This window comes from Streptomyces sp. NPDC032472 (assembly GCF_040636955.1).
GTDB lineage: Bacteria > Actinomycetota > Actinomycetes > Streptomycetales > Streptomycetaceae > Streptomyces.
The window spans coordinates 1-19805 of sequence record NZ_JBEZVK010000091.1 but is presented as its reverse complement, the minus strand read 5'-3'; the positions used below and the strand labels follow the sequence as shown (position 1 = coordinate 19805).

General features: G+C 73.6%; 21 protein-coding genes. 14 read left to right on the top strand and 7 right to left on the bottom strand.

Translation table 11 applies throughout. The features are described from left to right. Together AB0F11_RS33895 and AB0F11_RS33890 are read left to right on the top strand one after the other, a co-directional pair. Positions 1-768 (top strand): MMPL family transporter (locus tag AB0F11_RS33895; RefSeq protein ID WP_362182285.1); only part of this gene is annotated, 768 nt, incomplete at its 5' end. A gap of 9 nt (positions 769-777) precedes the next feature. Continuing rightward, entirely contained in the window at positions 778-1632 is an 855-nt protein-coding gene (locus AB0F11_RS33890) for a dienelactone hydrolase family protein (protein ID WP_362182282.1), read from the top strand. Positions 1633-1653: 21 nt separating this feature from the next. Here the strand turns inward: AB0F11_RS33890 and AB0F11_RS33885 are convergent, their stop codons facing one another. Then, positions 1654-1821 (bottom strand): hypothetical protein, encoded by a 168-nt coding sequence (locus AB0F11_RS33885; RefSeq protein WP_362182279.1) that lies wholly within the window; start codon positions 1819-1821, stop codon positions 1654-1656. A gap of 26 nt (positions 1822-1847) precedes the next feature. Here AB0F11_RS33885 and AB0F11_RS33880 point away from each other — a divergent pair, with 26 nt between their 5' ends. Together AB0F11_RS33880 and AB0F11_RS33875 are read left to right on the top strand one after the other, a co-directional pair. Further along, positions 1848-2807, top strand: a complete 960-nt coding sequence (locus AB0F11_RS33880) for a helix-turn-helix domain-containing protein (RefSeq protein WP_362182276.1) — start codon at positions 1848-1850, stop codon at positions 2805-2807. Continuing rightward, the gene (locus AB0F11_RS33875) at positions 2708-3556 is read left to right on the top strand and encodes an aminoglycoside phosphotransferase family protein (protein WP_362182297.1); all 849 of its coding nucleotides are present in this window, start codon (positions 2708-2710) and stop codon (positions 3554-3556) included. The genes AB0F11_RS33880 and AB0F11_RS33875 overlap by 100 nt, the downstream gene beginning before the upstream one ends. Before the next feature lie 106 nt (positions 3557-3662). Here the strand turns inward: AB0F11_RS33875 and AB0F11_RS33870 are convergent, their stop codons facing one another. Then, positions 3663-4964, bottom strand: coding sequence for an MFS transporter (locus AB0F11_RS33870; RefSeq protein ID WP_362182294.1), 1302 nt, complete (start codon positions 4962-4964; stop codon positions 3663-3665). A 322-nt stretch (positions 4965-5286) separates the two neighbouring features. Between AB0F11_RS33870 and AB0F11_RS33865 the strand changes: the two genes are divergently transcribed. Beyond that, entirely contained in the window at positions 5287-6108 is an 822-nt protein-coding gene (locus AB0F11_RS33865) for a helix-turn-helix transcriptional regulator (protein ID WP_362182291.1), read from the top strand. A gap of 49 nt (positions 6109-6157) precedes the next feature. Next, the gene (locus AB0F11_RS33860) at positions 6158-6910 is read left to right on the top strand and encodes a nucleotidyltransferase domain-containing protein (RefSeq protein ID WP_362182273.1); all 753 of its coding nucleotides are present in this window, start codon (positions 6158-6160) and stop codon (positions 6908-6910) included. Here the strand turns inward: AB0F11_RS33860 and AB0F11_RS33855 are convergent. After that, a complete protein-coding gene (locus AB0F11_RS33855) occupies positions 6907-8127 on the bottom strand; it encodes a Gfo/Idh/MocA family oxidoreductase (RefSeq protein ID WP_362182270.1) in 1221 nt (406 codons plus the stop codon). The two genes, AB0F11_RS33860 and AB0F11_RS33855, sit on opposite strands and share 4 nt — an antisense overlap. Before the next feature lie 72 nt (positions 8128-8199). Here AB0F11_RS33855 and AB0F11_RS33850 point away from each other — a divergent pair, with 72 nt between their 5' ends. After that, positions 8200-8871, top strand: a complete 672-nt coding sequence (locus AB0F11_RS33850) for a nucleoside/nucleotide kinase family protein (protein WP_362182267.1) — start codon at positions 8200-8202, stop codon at positions 8869-8871. A 121-nt stretch (positions 8872-8992) separates the two neighbouring features. Next, positions 8993-9544 (top strand): hypothetical protein, encoded by a 552-nt coding sequence (locus tag AB0F11_RS33845; protein ID WP_362182264.1) that lies wholly within the window; start codon positions 8993-8995, stop codon positions 9542-9544. A 71-nt stretch (positions 9545-9615) separates the two neighbouring features. Here the strand turns inward: AB0F11_RS33845 and AB0F11_RS33840 are convergent, their stop codons facing one another. After that, a complete protein-coding gene (locus AB0F11_RS33840; RefSeq protein WP_362182261.1) occupies positions 9616-10614 on the bottom strand; it encodes a GNAT family N-acetyltransferase in 999 nt (332 codons plus the stop codon). 559 nt (positions 10615-11173) lie between these two features. Here AB0F11_RS33840 and AB0F11_RS33835 point away from each other — a divergent pair. From AB0F11_RS33835 to AB0F11_RS33820, 4 genes are all read left to right on the top strand, one after another. Beyond that, entirely contained in the window at positions 11174-12070 is an 897-nt protein-coding gene (locus tag AB0F11_RS33835; RefSeq protein WP_362182288.1) for a phosphopantetheine-binding protein, read from the top strand. Continuing rightward, a complete protein-coding gene (locus AB0F11_RS33830) occupies positions 12025-12432 on the top strand; it encodes a hypothetical protein (protein WP_362182258.1) in 408 nt (135 codons plus the stop codon). The genes AB0F11_RS33835 and AB0F11_RS33830 overlap by 46 nt, the downstream gene beginning before the upstream one ends. Positions 12433-12553: 121 nt before the next feature. After that, on the top strand, positions 12554-12763 hold the full coding sequence (locus AB0F11_RS33825) for a hypothetical protein (RefSeq protein WP_362182255.1): 210 nt from the start codon (positions 12554-12556) through the stop codon (positions 12761-12763). Between the two features lie 20 nt (positions 12764-12783). Continuing rightward, positions 12784-15288 carry a tetratricopeptide repeat protein gene (locus tag AB0F11_RS33820; RefSeq protein ID WP_362182253.1) on the top strand — a complete coding sequence of 835 codons (2505 nt, stop codon included), beginning with the start codon at positions 12784-12786 and terminating at the stop codon, positions 15286-15288. A gap of 421 nt (positions 15289-15709) precedes the next feature. Here the strand turns inward: AB0F11_RS33820 and AB0F11_RS33815 are convergent, their stop codons facing one another. The 3 genes from AB0F11_RS33815 to AB0F11_RS33805 all read right to left on the bottom strand — a co-directional run bounded on the left by AB0F11_RS33815 (position 15710) and on the right by AB0F11_RS33805 (position 17893). Next, the gene (locus tag AB0F11_RS33815) at positions 15710-16441 is read right to left on the bottom strand and encodes a hypothetical protein (protein WP_361911309.1); all 732 of its coding nucleotides are present in this window, start codon (positions 16439-16441) and stop codon (positions 15710-15712) included. Positions 16442-16533: 92 nt separating this feature from the next. After that, positions 16534-17337 carry an SGNH/GDSL hydrolase family protein gene (locus tag AB0F11_RS33810; protein WP_362182251.1) on the bottom strand — a complete coding sequence of 268 codons (804 nt, stop codon included), beginning with the start codon at positions 17335-17337 and terminating at the stop codon, positions 16534-16536. After that, on the bottom strand, positions 17324-17893 hold the full coding sequence (locus AB0F11_RS33805; protein ID WP_362182248.1) for a PadR family transcriptional regulator: 570 nt from the start codon (positions 17891-17893) through the stop codon (positions 17324-17326). Before AB0F11_RS33805 ends, AB0F11_RS33810 begins: the two co-directional genes overlap by 14 nt. A 122-nt stretch (positions 17894-18015) precedes the next feature. Here AB0F11_RS33805 and AB0F11_RS33800 point away from each other — a divergent pair, with 122 nt between their 5' ends. Both AB0F11_RS33800 and AB0F11_RS33795 read left to right on the top strand, forming a co-directional pair. Continuing rightward, positions 18016-18447: a nuclear transport factor 2 family protein gene (locus AB0F11_RS33800; protein ID WP_362182245.1), complete on the top strand. Its 432-nt coding sequence runs from the start codon at positions 18016-18018 to the stop codon at positions 18445-18447. A 244-nt stretch (positions 18448-18691) separates the two neighbouring features. Next, positions 18692-19795 carry a mechanosensitive ion channel family protein gene (locus AB0F11_RS33795; protein ID WP_362182243.1) on the top strand — a complete coding sequence of 368 codons (1104 nt, stop codon included), beginning with the start codon at positions 18692-18694 and terminating at the stop codon, positions 19793-19795. Positions 19796-19805: the final 10 nt, after the last annotated feature.

Sequence of the window (19805 nt, the reverse complement as noted above, 5' to 3'; positions counted from 1 at the left end):
GCCGGCTTCCCGGTCTGGGTGACCGGGCGCAGCGCCGTCGACGTGGACTTCCGGGCCGAGGTCGCCGCGTACGCGCCGCGCGCGGCCGCCCTGATCGGGCTGACCACGTGCGTGCTGCTTTTGCTGATGACCGGTTCGGTGCTGCTGCCGCTGAAGGCGATCGTGATGAACACCCTGTCTCTGGGGGCCTCGTTCGGCGCGCTGGTGCTGGTCTTCCAGGACGGATGGGCGGCCGGGTTCCTGGGGGTGCACACCCTGGGCGGGCTGGGGTACTGGCTGCCCGTCGTCGTGTTCGCCCTGGCCTTCGGGCTGTCCATGGACTACGAGGTGTTCCTCCTGTGCCGGATCCAGGAGCTGTACGAGGCGGGTGTCGGCAACGACCGCGCCGTCGAGCTGGGGTTGCAGCGCTCCGCGCGGATCATCAGCTCTTCGGCGGCGTTGATGTGCCTGGTGTTCACCGGGTTCGCCACCGGCGAGCTGACGGTGGTCAAGCAGCTGTCCGTTGCGCTGGCGGTGGTGGTCGTGGTCGATGCCACGCTGGTGCGGTGTCTGCTGGTGCCGGCCGCGATGACGCTGCTGCGCGACGTCAACTGGTGGGGCCCGCGGGCCCTGCGCCGCCGGGCGGTGGCCGGACCGGTGCCCGTACCGCCGTCCCGGTCCGCGCCGGCGGGGGCCGCACCCGGGGCGCTCCCGGCCGGGGAGCAGGTGGATACTGCCGGTGGAAATCGACGCAGCACGGCCGGACAGCACCTCGCCCCCCACCCCTGAGAGGCCACCTTGAGCGGAACACCGCCCGTTTCCACCCTGGACGCCTGGCGCCGGGAGCCGTTCTCCTGGCAGGGCATGACCCACGACTGCTACGAGCAGGGCGAGGGGCCCGGGGTCGTCCTGCTCCCGGAGCTGCCCGGCATCACCCCGGCGGTGCTCGGCCTGGCGCAGCACGTGGTCGACAGCGGGTTCACGGTGGTGATCCCGTCGCTGTTCGGCGTGCCGGGGCGGCCCGATACCGATCCGCGGGCCGGTGCCTCCATCGCGCGGGCCTGCATCTCCCGGGAGTTCGCCGCCTTCGCGACCAACGCGCGGCGGCCCGTGGCCGATTACGTGCGTGCCCTGGCGCACCGCCTCAACGGGCGGACGCCGGGCCCGGGGGTCGGGGTGGTCGGGATGTGCTTCTCGGGCGGGTTCGCCCTGGCCGCCGCCGTGGACGGCTCGGTCCTGGCGGCGGTGCTGAGCCAGCCCTCGCTGCCGCTGCCGGTGACGGCGGCGCACCGCGCGGACCCGGGCCTGTCGGAGGCGGAGCTGCTCGACGTGGCCCGGCGCACCCGGGACGACGGGCTGTGCGTGCTGGGGCTGCGCTTCTCCGAGGACGGCCTCGCCCCGGGGCAGCGGTTCGCCACGCTGCGCGAACGGCTCGGCGGGGCCTTCGAGTACATCGAGCTCGACTCCGCCCCGGGCAACGGCGGCGGCTTCGGGCGGCGGGCCCACTCGGTGCTGACCCGCGAGGTCCGCGAAACCCCCGGCCACCTCGCCCTGGACGCCCGGGAGCGGACGGTGGCCTTCCTGCGCCGCCGACTGGCCCCCGTTCCGCCCGGTGCGCCCGCCGTACCGGAGGTGCCCGCCGCGGCCGACTGAGCCGGGCCGCCCGGTCGGCGGTCAGGGCCGCAGCACGGCGCAGGTGGTGGTGCCGTGGGCGTACAGCCTGCCGTCATGGGTGCCGATGACGCGGGCCTCGGCGGTGGCGGTGGTGCGGCCCACGTGCAGGGCCGTGCCCTCGCAGCGCAGCGTCGGGGTGTCGGACAGCACCGGGCGGATCAGGTGCACGCCCGGCTGGACCGTCGCAGGCGCTGGTGGAGCTGGTCGGCTCGGCCGCGCACCGGACGGCGCGCCGGGTGCTGGCCGGGGCGCGGGAGCGGCGCACCCCGCTCGCGACCGCCTGCACCGGTACGTTCCTGCTGGCGCAGACCGGCGTCCTCGACGGCCTGCGGGCCGCGACCAGTTGGTGGCTGGCGCCGGTCTTCCGGGAGCGCCATGCCCGCGTGGCCGTCGACGAGAGCCGGATGGCGACCACCTGCGACGGCATCACCCCGGTCGGCGCGGCGTTCGGCCACCTCGACCTGGCGCTGGCGATCGTGCGGATGCGCAGCCCTGCCCTGGCCGACCTGGTGCGGCGCTACCTCGTCGTGGGCGACCGCGCCGCGCAGGCCCCGTACACGATCCCGAGCGCGCTCGCCCGGCACGACCCGCTGGTCTCGGCGTTCGAGCAGTGGGTGCGCTCCCGGATCGGCGAGCCGCTGTCCATCGCCGAGGCCGCCCGCGGGCTCGGGGTGAGCGAGCGCACCCTCCAGCGCACGGTGACCCGTACGCTCGGCTGCTCGCCCGTCCGCCTCGTGCAGGACCTGCGGGTGGAGCAGGCCGAACACCTGCTGCGCACGACCGCGCTCCCGCTGGCAGCGCTGGCCCGCCGGGTCGGGTACGAGAGCCCCGGCCCGCTGCTGCGCGACCGTCTGGGCCGCAGCGCGCGCAGCCTGCGCGGCCGAGACGGGCTGCCGGTCTGCGGGTCTCCCGGTCCGCTGCGGGTGGGGCGGCGGAAATCCGGTCGACAGGCCGACCGGGGAGGCGGTGGGATGGCCCGCGCGACTCGGGCTCGTCCGGGCACGTGGGCGCGAAGGAGGTGCCGGTGGAGGATGCGGCCGGGGATCGTCCCGTCATCACCACGGAGTTGGTCCGTCAGCTGGTGCGGGTGCAGTTTCCGCAGTGGGGGCATCTCCCCCTGCGGCCCGTGGCGCCCGGCGGCTCGGACCATGTGATCCACCGGCTGGGGCCGGAGCTGTCCGTACGGCTGCCCCGGCACCCGGATGCCGTCGGGCAGGCCGAGAAGGAGGCGCTGTGGCTGCCGCGGTTCGCCGGGCACCTGCCGCTGGCCGTTCCGCAGCCGGTGGCCGTGGGCCGGCCCGGTCTCGGCTATCCGTGGCCCTGGGCGGTGTCCCGCTGGCTCGACGGCGAGGTGGCCACGGTCGAGGCCCTCGCCGGATCCGTGCCGGTGGCCGAGGCCCTGGCCGGGTTCCTGACCGCCCTGCAGCGGTTTCCCACGGCCGGCGCATCGGCGGAGCCGGCCGGCCGGCTGCTGTCCGGGCGGGATGCCGCCACGCGGGCCGCGATCCGCCGTACGGCCGGCGCGTTCGACTCCGGAGCCCTGCTCGGGGTGTGGGAGGAGGCACTCGCGGCCGGTGCGTGGGACCGGCCTCCGGTCTGGTGCCACGGTGACTTCCACACCGGCAACGTCCTGACCTCCGGGGGGCGGCCCAGCGCCGTCATCGACTTCGGCGAGCTCGGCATCGGCGATCCCGCCTGCTATCTGACCCTTGCCTTCACCCTGCTGTCGGGCGGGGCGCGGGCCGCGTTCCGTACCGCGCTCGGCGTGGACGACGCCACGTGGGCCAGGGGTCGGGGCTGGGCACTGGCGACGGGCCTGAACGCCTACGTGCATTATGCGGACACGGAGCCGCGGGTGGCCCGGCAGACCACCCGGCAGATCGAGCAGGCCCTGATCGGCTGAGGCACGGTGCCTTCCGCGGGCGGACGGGGGGACGGGGAGACGGGGGGACGGGCGGTGCGCCGGTCCCCCCGTCCGCTGTCCGCGTCCGCTGTCGTATGCCGCCCGCTCACTCGGCGGCGCGGTCGCGCAGTCCGATGCCGATGAGGACCGCCGCCGCGAGGACCAGGCCCGCGTCGATCGCGAGGACCGTGCGCACTCCGTCGAACAGCGAGGCCTGCGTGGTGGCCAGGACGCCGAGCAGCGGGATGCCGATGGTGAGGCCGACCTGCTGGGTGGTGGTGACCAGACCGGCCGCCAGGCCCTGCTCCTCGTTGCGGAGCCCGCTCGTCGCGACGAGGCCGTATGCGATGATCGCGCCGAGGTGGAACATGCTGGCCACCGACACGGCGACGGTGGCCACCAGGGCCCCCGAGCCCGCGCCGACGGCAAGGAGCGCCGCGGTGAACACGCCCTGGCCGAGCAGCGAGCCGATCAGGGTGCGGCGGGCGCCGAAGCGGCCGATGACCTTGGGGGCGTACGAGCCGGCGACGGCGGACGCGATGCCCTGGACGCCGAAGACCAGGCCGGTCCGGAAGGACGACAGGTGCAGGGTCTCCTGGAGGTAGAGCGTCAGCACGAAGATGACCGTCGACATCATCGCGAAGGTCACCAGACCGCCCGCGTTGCCCCAGGCGACCGTGCGCCGCTTCAGCATCGGCAGCGAGACCAGCGGGGCCTCGGCCTTCGACTCGACGGCGGCGAAGGCGAGGAGCAGGACCACGCCGGCCGCGAGGGTGCCCCACACGTCGGCGTCGCCGAAGCCGCGCTGGGCCGCCGTGGACAGGGCGTAGATCAGGGCGAGGAGGCCGCCGGTGACGGTGACCGCACCCGGCACGTCCAGGCTCGGCCGCTGCGGGGTGCGCGATTCGGGCAGCAGGCCGGGGGCGAGGGCGAGGACCACCACGGCGGTGACGGCGAGCAGCCCCATCGTGGAGCGCCAGCCGAGGGTGTCGGTCATGACGCCGCCAAGGACCATGCCCACGGTGAAGCCGAGGGACAGCAGGGTGCCGGAGATGCCGAGCGCCTTGTCGCGCAGCGGGCCCTCGGGGAACGTCGTGGTCAGCAGCGACATGCCGGTCGGCACGATGACCGCGGCGCCGAGGCCCTGCAGGGCGCGCCCGGCCAGGAAGGCCGCCGGGTTCCAGGCCAGGGTGGCGAGGAGGGAGGCCGCGCCGAAGACGGCGAGGCCGATGAGGAAGAGCTTCTTGCGGCCGAAGAGGTCGGCGATCCGGCCGAAGAGGAGCAGGAAGCCGCCGGAGGGCAGGGCGAAGGCGGTGACCGCCCATTGCAGGGCGGACTGGCTCAGGCCGAGGTCCTTGCCGAGGGCGGGCAGGGCCACGTTCAGTACGGAGAAGTCGAGCGCCACCATGAACTGGGCGGCGCAGAGGACGAAGAGGACCAGCCTGGCCCGGCCGGTGAGCCGGTGCTCGTCGCCGGCCGCGGCAGCGGTGCCGTTCGCGGACGCGGCCGCGGTCCGGGTCTCGGTCCCGGTCCCGGTCCCGGTCCGGGTCCCGGCTCCGTGGGGGGTCGTCGTCTGTGTGTCGATTGCCATGGCCCCACCCTCGCGGCCGGGGAATGGCCGTGGAGAGTGGGAACTTATCCTGTTGGTGGCACCACCAGGCTGACGACAGGGGGAGTTCGTGGCCACGCCGATCGACAAGCACCGCCGTTCCGAGCTGCGGGAATTCCTGATGAGCAGGCGGGCGAGGGTCACCCCCGCGCAGGCCGGCCTGCCGGACGGCGGGGCCCGCCGCCGCACGCCCGGACTGCGCCGCGAGGAGGTCGCCGTGCTCGCCGGGGTCGGGGTGTCCTGGTACCAGTGGCTGGAGCAGGGGCGGGACATCACGGTGTCGCCGCAGGTCCTGGACTCCGTGGGGCGCGTGCTGAAGCTGTCCAGCGCGGAGCGCCGCCACCTGTACGTACTGGCCGGGCTCAATCCGCCGGCGCTGCAGGTGGCGCCTGCCGACCGGGACATGTGCGACGGGCTGAAGCGGCTCATCGACGCCTGGATGCCGTTCCCGGCGCACATCATGGACGCGTACTGGAACACGGTGATGTACAACGACGCGGCCGCGCTGGTGCTTGGCATGCGGCCGGAGATCGTGCAGAACTGCCTGATCGCGTTCTTCACCGACCCGCTGTACCGGTCGCGCTCCAAGCGCTGGGAGGAGATCGCGTGCACCGTGGTCGCCCAGTTCCGCGCGGCGTGTTCGGAGTGCCCCGATGACGAGGGGTTCATGGCGGTGGTCGAGGAGGCCAGGGAACTCAGTCCGGAGTTCGCCGCCTTGTGGGAGCAGCGGGACATCCGGCCCGGCGGTCAGATGCGCAAGGAGCTCGAACACCCGGTCGTGGGCACGCTGTTCTTCGAGTCGACGCAACTGCGGGTGCCGGCCCGGCCGGACCTGTCGATCGTGCTGCACACCCCGTGGCCGGCCACCGACACGGCGGCGAAGCTGGAATGGCTGACTTCGGCGGAGGGCAGGCGCGGCACCATGTACCCGGTCGCCGGCTGAGGCCGGGGCTCCGGGCCCGGCGATCACCGCGCCCTGCGATACTTCCGCCATGAGCCCTCACCGTGACCCCGTCGAGCTGGCCCGCAGCATCGTCCACGACCGGTTCCCCGCAGCACTCGCGGCCGTTCTGGCCGGGTCCACCGCGGCCGGGCGGGCGACGGCGAGCAGCGATCTTGACCTCGCGGTGCTCGTCGCGGACGGCGGTGAGACGTACCGGGAGACGGTCCGGGTCGAGGGGCGCCTCGTGGAACTGTTCGTCCACACCCGCGAGGGGCTCGCGGAGCTGTTCGCCGCGGACGCCGCCTCGCGGCGCGGGGTGCTGCAGAGCATGTACGCCACCGGGCTCGTCCTGCTCGACACCGGCGGGGAGGCCGGGCGGGCCCGGGCGCTGGCCGAGGCCGAGCTGCGGTCGGGACCGCCGGAGTTGGGGATGGATGCGGTCGAGACGAAGCGGTACGTGCTCACCGACGCGCTGGACGACCTGGCGGACGCGCAGGACCCGTACGAGCGGCTCGCGGTGGGCGGTTCCGTCCTCGCCTCCGCCGCCGAGCTGCTCTTCGACCACCACCGGGCATGGGCCGGCGGCGGCAAATGGCTCCCGCGGCGGCTGCGGGAGGCCGACCCGGAGCGCGGCGGCGCCCTCCTCGCCGGCCACCGCGAGCTGTGCGCGACCGGGGACCCGGCCGGGCTGGCCGAAGCGGCCGGACAGGTCCTGGACCTCGTCGGCGGCCCGCTCCGCGAGGGCTACCGCAGGACCTGGCGGGGCGTCATCGAGTCCGTCGGCGTGAGCGCGCGCGGCTAGGACCTGGGGGCCGGACCGGGGCGGCCGTTGGCGGCGGGTCGTTGGCCGTGGTCGAAGTAGGCCGCCAGGTCCGCGTCGAGCGGGGGGATGCGGCGCGGGATCCCGCCGTCCCGCAGAGACTCCGTCGCCCCGCAGCCCGCGGCCACGGCCATGCGGGCGGCGACCGGTGAGGTGTCCGTCGTACCGCCCTCGCGGACGAAGCGCAGGAACTCGTCGATCAGCGCCGTGTCCGCTCCCCCGTGGCCGCCCGGGTCGGCGGTGGGCGCCACGGTGTGGGTGGCGTCCGGTTCGGGGCGGTAGCCCGAGCGGCGGGAGTTCCACACCTTCACGACGCTGCCGGGGCCGTCGCCGAAGTTCTCCAGGCGGCCGCTGTCGCCGATCACGGTGTAGTTGCGCCAGTAGTCGGGAGTGAAGTGGCACTGCTGGTAGGCGGCGAGGACCCCGTTGGCGAGGCGCAGGTTGACGAGGGAGACGTCCTCCACGTCGATCACGGGGTTCAGGGCGCGCTGCGTGTGCGGCGGCCAGTGGCCGGTCTCGGTGTACCAGTCGTCGGCCTTGGGCTCGCCGGGGGTGCGCCGGTGCGGGTTGGCGCCGTAGACCATCAGGTCGCCGAATGCCTGGACCTCCCGGGTGTACGAGCCGGCCAGCCAGTGCAGGACGTCGAGGTCGTGGGCGGCCTTCTGGAGCAGCAACCCGCCCGTGCAGCGGCGTTCGGCGTGCCAGTCCTTGAAGTACCAGTCGCCTCCGTATCCGACGAAGTGCCGGACCCACACCGTTTTGACCTCGCCGATCGCGCCCTGCGTGATCAGCTCGCGCATCAGCCGGACCACCGGCATGTGCCGCATGTTGTGGCCCACGTAGAGCGGGGTGCCCGTGGCGCGGGCGGTGCGCAGGAGGGTGTCGCAGCGCTCCACGGTGATGTCGAGGGGTTTCTCGACGAAGACGGGCTTGCCGGCCGACAGGCTCAGGCAGCCCAGGTCGGCGTGCGTGTGGTCCGGGGTCAGGACGAGTACGGCGTCGATGTCGGGGGCGCCGAGGACGTCGTGGTGGCCGGTGTGCAGGCGCGCGCCCGGGAAGGCGGCGCCGGCGGAGGCCCGGGCCCGGGGGTCCGGTTCGGCGACTGCGGTCACGGCCGCGCCCCGGCCGGGCCGGTGCGCGACCCGGGCGAGGCTGCCGCGCAGGCCGTGGCCGAGTACACCGATCCGCAGGTCCGGCATGAGCAGGCTCCCCTCCGCAGACGTCGCAGACGCCGCCGCGGACGCCTGCCCCGCGGGGATTCTGTCCGCCCGGTGGCCTCCTCAAGACACCGGTCTCCTCAAGGACACCGGGTCCGCCAGGATGGGCACATGGAGAAGGCAGAGCTGGAAGAACGGGCCCGGCGCCTGGCGGCGGCGGGCGGCCGGCGGATCCTGGGGATCGCGGGGGCGCCGGGTGCGGGGAAGTCCACGCTGGCCGGGCACCTGGCCCGGGCGCTCGGGCCGGGCAGGGCGGTCGTCGTGCCGATGGACGGGTTCCACCTGGCGCAGGCGGAGTTGGTGCGGCTGGGCCGGGCGGACCGCAAGGGCGCCCCGGACACCTTCGACGCGGCCGGGTACGCGGCCCTGCTGCGCCGGCTGCGCGAGGCGGCCGCCGGGGATGTGGTGTACGCGCCTGCGTTCGACCGTTCGCTGGAGGAGCCGGTGGCCGGGAGCATCCCGGTCGGTCCGGACGTACCGCTGGTGATCACGGAGGGGAACTACCTGCTGCTCGAGGCGGGTCCGTGGGCGGCGGTCGGACCGCTGCTCGACGAGGTGTGGTTCCTGGCGCCCGACGACGGGCTGCGGATGCAGCGGCTGGTGGACCGCCACGTGCGCCACGGCAAGGAGCGGGCGTCCGCGCAGGCGTGGGTCTCCCGCTCCGACGAGGCCAATGCGCGCCTGATCGCGCCGGGGCGGAGCCGTGCCGATCTGGTGGTGGAGTGATCCGCCCACCCCTTCGACACCCCGTAGAAGCGCGATGCACAGGGTTTTGGCCATGGCGTGACAGACTGCGTGCTTGGTCACGCGGGCAACGGGCCCGTGTGCGCGTGGAATCGGGAGAGTAGTGCGCAAGGCGAAGTGGGCGGCAGCGGCTGCCGGTGTGGTGCTGCTGGTCGCCGGATGCGGCAGCGGGGGCGGATCCGACAAGGGCAAGGGGGGCGACGCGCCCGCGTCCGGGTCCTCCGCCTCGGCCCCGGCGGCCGGGGCCAATACGGGAACGGGTTCCGGCAAGGGCGGATCCCTGGACGCGGCGGCGGTCAAGAAGGAGATCGACACCGCGGCCACGGCGGCCGGCTACACGCAGAAGCCGGGCGATGACGTCCCGGCGAACCTCAAGTCCTGCATGGTGTCCTGGGCCGCCGACGCCAAGAAGGCCGCGGACTCGAAGAAGTCGTACGACGACACGGTCTCCGCCCTGGTCAAGGGCGGCTGGAAGGAAGGCCGGTCCCTCGACCAGCAGGGCTCGGTCATCAAGACGCTGGAGAAGAGCGGCTGGAGCGTGAAGGCGAGCTACCACGGCGCCGGTCCCCTCCAGATCGTGCAGTTCATCGGCACGGACAACGGCCCCGTGTGCGCGAAGGCCTTCCAGGAAGACCTCGCGAAGAACAAGCAGTAACCGCCGGACGCGGTGCGCGGGTTCCCGTTCGTCCCGCAGGAGGGCGGGAACCCGCGACGCGCGGTCGGGGATCAGGGTTCGGGCTCGTCCGCCCATATGAGGGAGTCGATGAGCCACCTGCCGGAGTGGTTGCCGAGGCGGAACGTCTTGCGGCCCCAGGCGGAGAAGGGGATCCCGTTCCGCACGCCCCATTTGAAGTACTCCCCGGAGCGCGTGGCGGTGCCGGCGGCCACCAGGGTCGTCGACGCCACCTCGATCTCCGTGAACTCGGTCAGCTCCGCCCCGTTGAGCAGGACCAGGCGCGGTGCGAGGAACTGCTCCACGTCCATCCGGTCGACGGTGCCGTCCTCGGCGACCCGCTCGATCACCGCGTCGGGCGCGATCACCGCGCGCGCCCCGTCCAGGGCGACGGCCTCTCCGCCGCGGCGCGTGAACGCCGCGTAGAAGGCGGTGGCGGCCGCGTCGACGGCCCTCTCGTCGGCCGAACGGGGCCTGGGCCGGCGCCAGTCGGCGGCGAGGACCGCGAACCGCGAGGAGTGCCGCCAGGAGCCCTTGCGGTGCACGTCCTGGCGGGAGACGGACTCGTGGCGCATGCCGACGCGGCGCATCAGCGCCGCCGAGGCGGTGTTCTCCACGAAGCAGACTCCGGTGACGCGGTGCCAGCCGAAGCTGTCGAAGGCCACGTCGAGCGCGGCCGTGACCGCCTCCGTGGCGATCCCGGTGCCGTGCACGTCCGGGTGGAAGGCGAAGCCTATCTCCCCGGTCAGCGGGGCCCTGTCGTCGCGCTTGAGCAGCACCTCCCCGACCACCCGGCCCGACTCGGTCTCGACGGCGAGATCCAGCCAGTCGCCGGGCTCGGCGAGCGCCTCCCCTGCGATCATCCGCTCCAGGGTGCGCTGCGTGTCCTCGCGGGTGTGCGGCTCGTGCGGCAGGTAGCGCGCGACCTCGGGCAGGGACCGGTGGGCGTGGATCGCGTCGAGATCGTCGGCCCGTACGGGGCGCAGGCTCAGCCGCTTCGTCCGGACGGGGTAGTCGGGGTGTACGGGCGCGTGCTCGGCCGGGTCGGTCATCGGGCTCCCCTCGTTCGATGGTGCCGCCTACCTTGCCATCCGGCCGGAGCGGGGGTCACCCCGGGGCGGGCCCTGCGACGTGACAACTCCGTGCCGGGCCGCGCGCCGTTGGGGCCGGGAGGCCGTACGTTGCCCTGATGGCGCCTTCGTTGCAGCCGCCCGCCGCCCGCCGTTCCCTCCTCCTTCACCGCCGTACGGAGCGCGCGTAGATGGCCGTCCGTCCCCACGACTACCTGATCGGCCCCGCCGCCGGAGCCCCCGAGGGCGGCTGGAAGACGCCGCTGCCGACCCTGACCGAGGTCTTCGCCGCGGCCGCCGGTGCGGACGGGGGCGGGACCGCCGTCCCCGCACCCCGTGCTGACGTACGCGGTGCAGGAGACGGCCGAGCAGGCGGGCGTGCCGGCCTTCGCCACGGGCAGTCTGCGCCGCGGCGAGGGCGGCATGCGGCGCTTCCTGCTGTCGGCCGCGGAGGCGTACGTCCGGGGCGCGGAGGTCGACTGGACCGCCGCGTACGGGGGCCGCGGGCGGGCGGCGGCGGGGGCCTGGCCGGCACGGGGCGCTGCCGACGTACCCCTTCCGACGGCGCCGGTACTGGCTCGCCGACCGGCACGCCACCGGACAAGCAACGCCGGCCGGGCCCGCGGCGGAGCGGCCGCGGAGTGCGGCCGGACGCCTGGCCCTGGTACGGCAGTCCGCGGCCGCCGTGCTCGGCAGCGCCGACGCGGACGCCGTGGACCGCGACCGGCCGCTCCTGGAGCTCGGCGGGAGCTCGCTGACCGCGGTGGAGCTGCGGGGGCGGCTGGGCCGCGCGCTGGACCTGGAGCTGCCCTCCACGCTGGCCTTCGACCACCCGACGGTACGCGGCCTGGCGGAGCACCTGTGGCAGCGGCTGGACCGGGAGCAGGAACAGGAGCAGGAGCAGGAGCAGGAGCAGGACACGGTGGCGGTCGGCGCGCGGCGTGCGGCGGCGGGCTCTGGTGCGCGGGGGCCGGACGGTGGCGGGGCGGTGCCGGACGGGCTGTCGGCGCTGTTCCGGCAGGCCAGTGCCGAGGGCCGGGGTGCGGTGGCCGTGGAGCTGGCCGCCGCTTCGCTGCTGCGGCCGTCGTTCACCTTGGCGGACGCCGCCGCCCGGGCGCGGGCACCCGTACGGCTCGCCGGGGGCCCGGCTGCGGCGGCGGAGCTGGTGTGCCTGCCGTCCCTCGTGCCGACGGCAGGGCCGCACGAATACGTGCGGCCGGCCGCCGGGTTCGGCGGGCGGCGCGGCGTACTCGCCCTGCCGCAGCCGGGGTTCGGCCCGGGCGAGGCGCTCCCCGCGGACCTGGGGGCGCTGGTCGACGTCCATGCGGCCTCGCTCGTACGCCGCGGCGCGGGCGGCGGGCCCGTGCTCCTGTGCAGGCACTCGTGCGGGGGGTGGATCGCCTGGGCCGTGGCCGTCCGGCGGCCGGTGTCGTACTGATCGACACGCCCTGGTACGAGGGGCCGGTACCGGCGGACGACCTGTCGCTGGTCCTGGCCGCGGCCGAGCGCCACCGGTGCGAGGCGGGAGGCACCGCCGCCGACGGGGACATCGGGACGCACCGGCTGACCGCCACGGGCGGCTACCTGCGCATCCTGCGGGGCCGGCGGCCCGAGCCCCTCGCCCCCGGCACGCCGGCCCTGCTGGTGCGGGCCCGCGAACCCGTGGGGCGGCCGGTGCAGTGGCGGCTGCCGCACACGGCCGTCGAGGTGCCGGGGGACCACTTCACGATGATGGAGGCGCACGCCGGGGAGATCGCCGCGGCCGTCGATCGCTGGCAGGGCCGGCAGGCCGCCCGGTGAACGACCCCGACCGGGCTGCCGAACTCACCCTGGCACGGGCGGAACTGAACCGGCTCCGTACTGCAACAGAAGTGCCACTACGCTTCGTGTTTACCTTCCGCCATTACGGTTACATCACGAGGTGACAGGCACTCAGTACCCGACGGAAGGCAAGAACATGACCCTTGTCACCGTACTCATCCTCGCCGTCGTCCTCGGCTGCATCGCCCTCCTCGCGTTGGCGCCGGCAGCCCCCGCCAGACGCAATCCCGAGCCGGCCCGCCCGGCCACCGAGGTCCCCCGGCTGAAGACGGTCCCGGGCCAGCGCAGCATCCACCACCGCGCCGGCTGACCCCGGGAGGACGGACGGACATGACCGACGGCCCGGACCCGGAACCGGACCTTGAACCGGAAGATCCCGGGTCCGAGTCCACGAACGAGATCCACGGGGGCGTGTTCTTCAACATGGTGGTCCAGGGCAGGACCATCACGTTGCAGCTCCCCCCGCGGATCACCCCCGCACTGTCCGGGCTGCCCGTCGCCTCGCGCGCGTTCACGGGCCGTGAAGGCCAGGTCCGGGAGCTGCTCGCCGCCCTGGACCCCCGGGAGGCCGGGCAGCCGGCCCTGGTGGCGGTGGCGGGGCTGGCCGGCGTCGGCAAGACCGAGCTGGTCGTGCAGGTCGCGGCCCGGGCCCTGCGAGAGCCCGACTGGTTCCCCGGCGGGGTGCTGTTCGTCGACCTGCTCGGCTACAGCGAATCACGGCGGGTCTCCCCCGAGCGCGCTCTGGACGGGATGCTGCGCGCCCTCGGCATACCCGAGGAGCACGTCCCCGCCGACCTGCAGAGCCGTAGCCGGACGTACCGCAGCGTCCTCGACGCCTTCGCCCAGCAGGGGCGGCGCATCCTCGTCGTCATCGACAACGCCTCGACGGAGGAACAGGCCGAGCCGCTGCTGCCATCCGACGGCACGACCGCGACCCTGCTCACCTCCCGGCACACCCTCGCCGTGGGCGGCAGCCTCCACGACCTGGGGGTACTGCAGCAGCAGGAGTCGGTGGACCTGCTGGGCACCTCCCTGAAGCTGGCTCGCGGCGCGTCCGACCAGCGGGTGCGGGACGAGCCGGGAGCGGCGGCCGCCATAGCCGGGCTGTGCGGGGGCCTGCCGCTGGCGCTGTGCATCGCCGCGGCCCTCCTCGCCGACACCCCGACCCGTCCGCTGGCCTCGCTCGCCGGGGCACTGGAGGCGGCCCACACCCGGCTGCGCCACCTGCGCCGCGAGGACCGCGCCGTGCAGGCCGCGTTCGACCTGTCCTACGAGCGCCTCGGCGGCGAGCAGGCCCGCCTGTTCCGGCTGCTGCCGCTCGATCCCGGCCCGGACGTCTCCACCTGGGCCGCCACGCAGCTGATCGACCTGGACACGTACGGCACGGAGGTCCTGCTCCTGGACCTCGCCCGGGCCCATCTGATCGAGCCCGGACGGGAGTACGGCCGCTGGCGGATGCACGACCTCGTCCGCCTGTACGCCGACGAGCGCGGCCGCGGCCGCGCCGAGGAGGACGACCGCCGGACCGCGTACGCGAATCTGATGGAGTACTACCTGCGCACCGCGCACGCGGCCGACCGCCTGCTGGCGCACCAGCCGGTGCGGGGCCCTTCGCCGCTTCGCGATCGCGGTCATGCCGTGCAGTGGCTCGAAGCCGAGCGCCCCAATCTGGTGGCGGCCGCACTGACGGATCCCGAGGCCGTCGTCGTCCTCGCCTTCGTGCTCGCCAAGTTCTTCGAGATGCGGGGCTACCTCGACGACTGGCTGGCCGTCAGCGAGCGTGCCGCCACGGCCTACCGGTCCAGGGGGGACCGGGACGGCGAGGCCGCCGCGATCAGCAACCTGGGCTTCGCGCAGCGGCACGCGCGGAGGTTCGACGACGCCATTGCGTCGCACACCCGCGCCCGTGCGATCTTCCGGGAGCTCGGCGACCGCGGGGGCGAGGCGTCGGCCTCGAACCGGCTCGGCACCAGCCTGGTCGAGGTGGGCCGGGTCGACGAGGCGATCACCGCGCACGCGATGGCGGCCGCCGTGCTCGGCGCGCTGGGAGACCGGGGCAACGAAGCGGCGGCCATCGGCAACCTCGGCTCTGCCCTGCGGGTGGCGGGGAGGCTGGAGGAGGCCGTCATGACCCTCGAACGGGCCGTGGAGGCGTTCAGGGCCCTCGGCGACCTCACGGAGACCAGCTCGGCGCTCATGAACCTGGGCAGCGCCCTCCAGCAGGCGGGCCGGCCCGAGGAGGCCATCGACCGCATCAGCGCGGCCGCCGCCGTGTTCCGGAAGCTGGGCGACCACCGGCGCGAGGCACTGGCCATGGTCAACCTGGGCGGCACCCTCCAGGTGGCCGGCAGGCCGCAGGACAGCATCGCGCCCCTTCGGCAGGCGGCCGGGGCCCTGCACGACATCGGGGACCGGCACGGCGAGGCCGCGGCCCTCACCAACCTGGGCCTCTCCCTGCACCAGGCCGACCGGAGCGAGGAGAGCATCTCCCCGTTCACGCAGGCGGCCGCCCTGTTCCGGGATCTCGGCGACCCCGCCAACGAGAGCAGGGCCGTGGCCAACCTCGGCTTCGTCCTGTGCCGGGCGGACCGGGTCGACGAGGCCATCGCTCCCCTGGCCCGCACCGCCGACCTCTTCCGGCAGCTCGGGGAGCGCCACGACGAGGCCATGGCCCTGGCCAATCTGGCAGTCGCCCTGCACGCCCTCGGCAGGGTCGCGGATGCCCTCGGCCCGCTCTCGCGGTCCGCGGCGGTCTTCGGCGAGCTCGGCGCCGCGGACGAGGAGGCACAGGTCCGGGCCACGCTCGCCGCATTGCGCCAGGAGGGCGACGCGTGAACGTGGGCGGGAATGTGGGCGGGAACGTGACGGAGCCCGGGAGCATATCCAGCTCCCGGGCTCCTGTGGGCCACCCAATTGCGCACACCGGCGGCGTTTAAGAGTCGCGGATCATTCTGAGATCGACGTGTTCTACCTTTGAACTACCGCGCCACGAGAGAGGCACAGAGGGGACTTGAACCCCCATCCATCGATGATCGCCCGCGCTCGGTCGATCCGGTGTTCGGCGGCGAATACTGAGACTGGAGCGAGAATCTGAGATTTACGGGGCCGCCTCTACCGGCTTGGGCCACCCCGGCACGTCGGGCCGGGGGAGGGATTCGAACCCCCACGATTGACACCCCATGGTCAGCTTCAACTTCAGTTTCAGCTTGCGCTTTTCGCGCACCCTCCCCGCTCAAAAGGAGGGAGATTCGAAAGGCTACCGGAAGAGGTAGCCGAACACCGCATCGCCGACCCGCTGGTCGGTGACGTCGACGCCGTTGGCCTCCTCGCGGGCGTACTTCACGGCCTGCTGGAGCTTCTCGACGCGGTCGAGGAGTTCGTTCACGCGCCGCGCGGGCAGCGCGCCGGAGAACTTCACGGTCGTCCAGTATCCGACGGGCACGTCCTCGTAGTACACCTCGACCTGCGCCGGATGCTTGTCGGTGGCCTCGGCCTTGACGTGGTTGCGCGGCACCTTCTTGGTGCGGATGGTGCGGACCGGGTCGGTCTTCCACGAGTCCGTCGAGGGGTCGAGGCTCCACGACTCCGAGGCGTCCAGCACCGGCAGCTTGCGTACGAAGGTGTGCAGGTCCGTGAGCTGCTTTTCCAGGAAGAGCAGGTACGGCACGGGCACCTGGGGCAGCAGGACCGTTCCGTCGACCACGACGTCCGCGGCCGCCGTGCGGTTCGCCCAGTCCTTCGTCGCCGTCACGTCGAACAGCCGCGTCAGGGTCGCCGCCGTGGTGCGCAGGACGTCCTCCGCCTTGACCTGCACCCGGGTGGATTCGGGCGGCAGTTGCTCGCCCTCCTCGTCCTTGGGCTGGTACGTACGGGAGATGCCGGCCAGCAGCGCGGGCTTCTGGACGTCGTGATGGGCTTGGGTCAACTCCTGCAGAGACTTGGACTTGACGCCCTTCTCCACGGCGATTATCTGATTCAGCTTCGGCACAGGAAGAACCTAACAGCAGTCACGTACGCACCACACCCCGATTATTCCGCACCCGCATTCGGTCGACCGCACCCGGTCACCCGGTCACCCGGTCACACCGGAAGGAGATCCGGGCGTTTGGCGGTGCGGCCGGCGCCCGAGGAGCGGCCGCGCAGCCGCCGCAGCAGCCACGGGCCGAGGAAGGCCCCCGCCCAGCGGAGTTCGGCCGCGGCGGACTCCAGACCGCGGACGGGCCGGGCGGGCGGGAGCGGGTGGGTCCAGGAGTCGTCACTGCCGGGCAGGCCGAGGGCGTGGGCGACGGCCGCGGCGATCCGGGCATGGCCCAGGGGTCCGGCGTGCAGCCGGTCCGCGCTCCACAGGCGGGGGTCGGTGACGACGGGGTGTCGGGCGGTCTCGGCGACAGCCACGCCGTGGCGGCGGGCGGCTTCGCGGATGCGGTGGTTGAGGGCGGTCACGCGGGGGCCGAGCGGCCGGGCCAGCGGGGTGACCTGGGCGACGTCGGGGAAGGTCACGGTCGCGACGCGCGCCCCCTGCGCGGTCAGCGCGGCGAAGACCGCCTCCAGGTGGCCGGCCACCTCGTCGGCGTCGAAGCGGGGCCGCAGCAGGTCGTTCATGCCGGCGATGACGGTGGCCAGGTCGGGGCGCAGCGCGAGGGCGGGGGCCAGTTGCTCCGCGTGCACCTGGCCGGCCAGGCGGCCGCGGACGGCGAGGTTGGCGTACTGCAGGCCGGGGTTGTGGCGGGCGAGGTCCTCGGCGAAGCGGTCGGCCCAGCCGCGCAGGCCGGTGGTGTCGTCACCGTCGCCGACGCCTTCGGTCTGGCTGTCGCCGAGGGCCACGTAGCGCGCGTACCTGCCGGAGTGTCCGGGGTGGTCGCGGCGGGGCTCACTGTCCGGCACGGGCGGCCTGCCTCTCCTCGAGGACGGTGAGGGTGCGCTCGCACCACTCCTGGTTGACCTGTTCGTACGCGAGGCCCGCCAGGCACGTCAGGTACGGGCCGACGCGCTCGCCGTGGCGCAGGAAGTCCTCTTCGCTGCGCTCGCCGCGCATGCCCTGCAGGAGCCGGCCGAACAGCTCGGCCTTGGCTCGGGCGATGCCGGCGCGCTCGGTGAGCTGCGCGCGGAGCGCACCGGTGTCGACGTGGTCGGCGGCGTGGACCTTCACCACCAGGTCGTCGCGCATGAAGGAGGGTTTGGCGGCGGCTGCCGTGAACCGCTCCAGTTCGGCCAGTCCGGCGTCGGTGACGGTGAACAGACGCTTGTTGGGTCGGGTGTCCTGGACCACCTCCCTGCCGCTGACCAGGCCTTCCTTCTCCAGCTTGGCGAGCTCGGTGTACAGCTGCTGGGGCAGCGCGTGCCAGAAGTTGGCCACGCCCAGGCCGAAGGACTTGGCGAGTTGGTATCCGCTCAGTTCCGCGTCGAGCAGGGCCGCCAGCACGGCGTGGCGCAGGGCCATGGGGCTCGCCTCCCGGTCGTTCCGTCACGCCCTCTATGCAGGGGCGCACGGCCCATGATACTCAGAATCCTGAATAGTCACATTCTTGAGTATGCCGCCCTGGCATGGAGGAGCGCGCGACCATGAACGCCAAAACAGCCGACCGTTTCCGCACCGCCGTCGACGACCGCGACCTGGGCGCCCTGGAGGAGCTGTTCACCGAGGACGTCCGCCTGTTCAGCCCGGTGAAGTTCGTCCCCTTCGAGGGCCGGCCCATGGTCCTCGGACTGTTCGGGGTCCTGCTGCGCACCTTCGAGGACTTCCGCTACGTCGGCCGCTTCGACGGCAGCTCCGAGACCAGCGCGGACGGCTCCGAGAGCCCGTCGGCCGTGCTGCTGTTCCGGGCGACCGTGAACGGCCGGGAGATCCACGGGATCGACCTGCTGCACTTCGCCGAGGACGGCCGCATCAAGGAGTTCACGGTCATGGTGCGGCCGCAGTCCGCCGTCCACGCCCTGGGCGAGGCGGTCCTGGCCGGACTGGTCGCGGACGGCCTGGTGCCGCAGGCCGGCTGAGCCCCACTGCCGGCCGTCGCCCCCAACGCCCCGCCCCTGACCGGCTGCCGACCGGGACCGGCTGCGGGACCTGCTCCGTCATGCGGCAGGATGACCCCGTTCCGGATGCGTACGCACATACGCCCGAACGCGGCTCTGAGCACGACGAACTGACAGGTGGCAAGGTGACGACGACTCACTCCATACGACGGCCGGCAGCACCCCTCACCGCTTCGGCGGCCCGGCGCGCGACGGAGGCCGTCCGTTGACCCGGGAGCTCGTCCTGCACGACTGGCTGGCGGCCGGCATCGCACTCGCGGCGGGCGCCGCGGGCGCCCTCGTCCTGCGGGCCGTTCTGAAGCGGCTCGCCAAGCACGCCGAGAGGACCCGGTGGGCGGGCGACGACATCATCGTCGACGCACTGCGGCCCGTCGCCCCGGGAGCGGCCCTCCTCGGGGGCGCCGCCGTGGCCGCCTCGCTGCTGCCGCTGACGGCGCGGCTCTCGGGTTTCGTCAACCAGTCCCTGACGGCCGTCCTCGTCCTGATCGCCACGCTCAGCGCGGCCCGGGTGATCACCGGACTCGTCCAGTCCCTGGCGCAGTCGCGGACCGGCGTGGCCGGCTCGGCCACCATCTTCGTGAACATCACGCGGATCGTGGTGCTGACGATGGGCTTCCTCGTCGCCCTGCAGACGATGGGCGTGTCCATCGCCCCGCTGCTCACCGCCCTCGGCGTGGGCGGTCTGGCGGTCGCGCTGGCGCTCCAGGACACCCTGGCGAACCTGTTCGCGGGCGTACACATCCTCGCCTCGAAGACGGTGCAGCCCGGCGACTACATCCGCCTCACCAGTGGTGAGGAGGGCTACGTGGTCGACATCAACTGGCGCAACACCGTGGTCCGCAACCTCTCGAACAACCTGGTCATCATCCCCAACGGGCGGCTGGCCAAGACGAACATGACCAACTTCACCCAGCCGGAACAGCAGCTGTCGATCCTGGTCCAGGTGGGCGTGGGGTACGAGAGCGACCTGGAGCACGTGGAGCGGGTGACCCTCGAGGTCGTGGACAGCGTGATGGCCGACATCAACGGCGCCGTCCCCGACCACGAGGGCAAGGTCCGGTTCCACACGTTCGCGGACTCCCGGATCAACTTCACGGTGATCCTGGGCGTCGGCGAGTTCAGCGACCAGTACCGCATCAAGCACGAGTTCATCAAGCGGCTGCACCGGCGCTTCCGGTCGGAGGGCATCTCGATCCCCGCCCCGACCCGCACGGTCGCCCTCCACCAGGACGCCCTGACCACGGCCCCGGCCCCGGCCCCCACCCTGCCGCCGGTCCCCCACCAGCGCGAGACGTCCCCCTCCCTCTGACGGTCCGGCC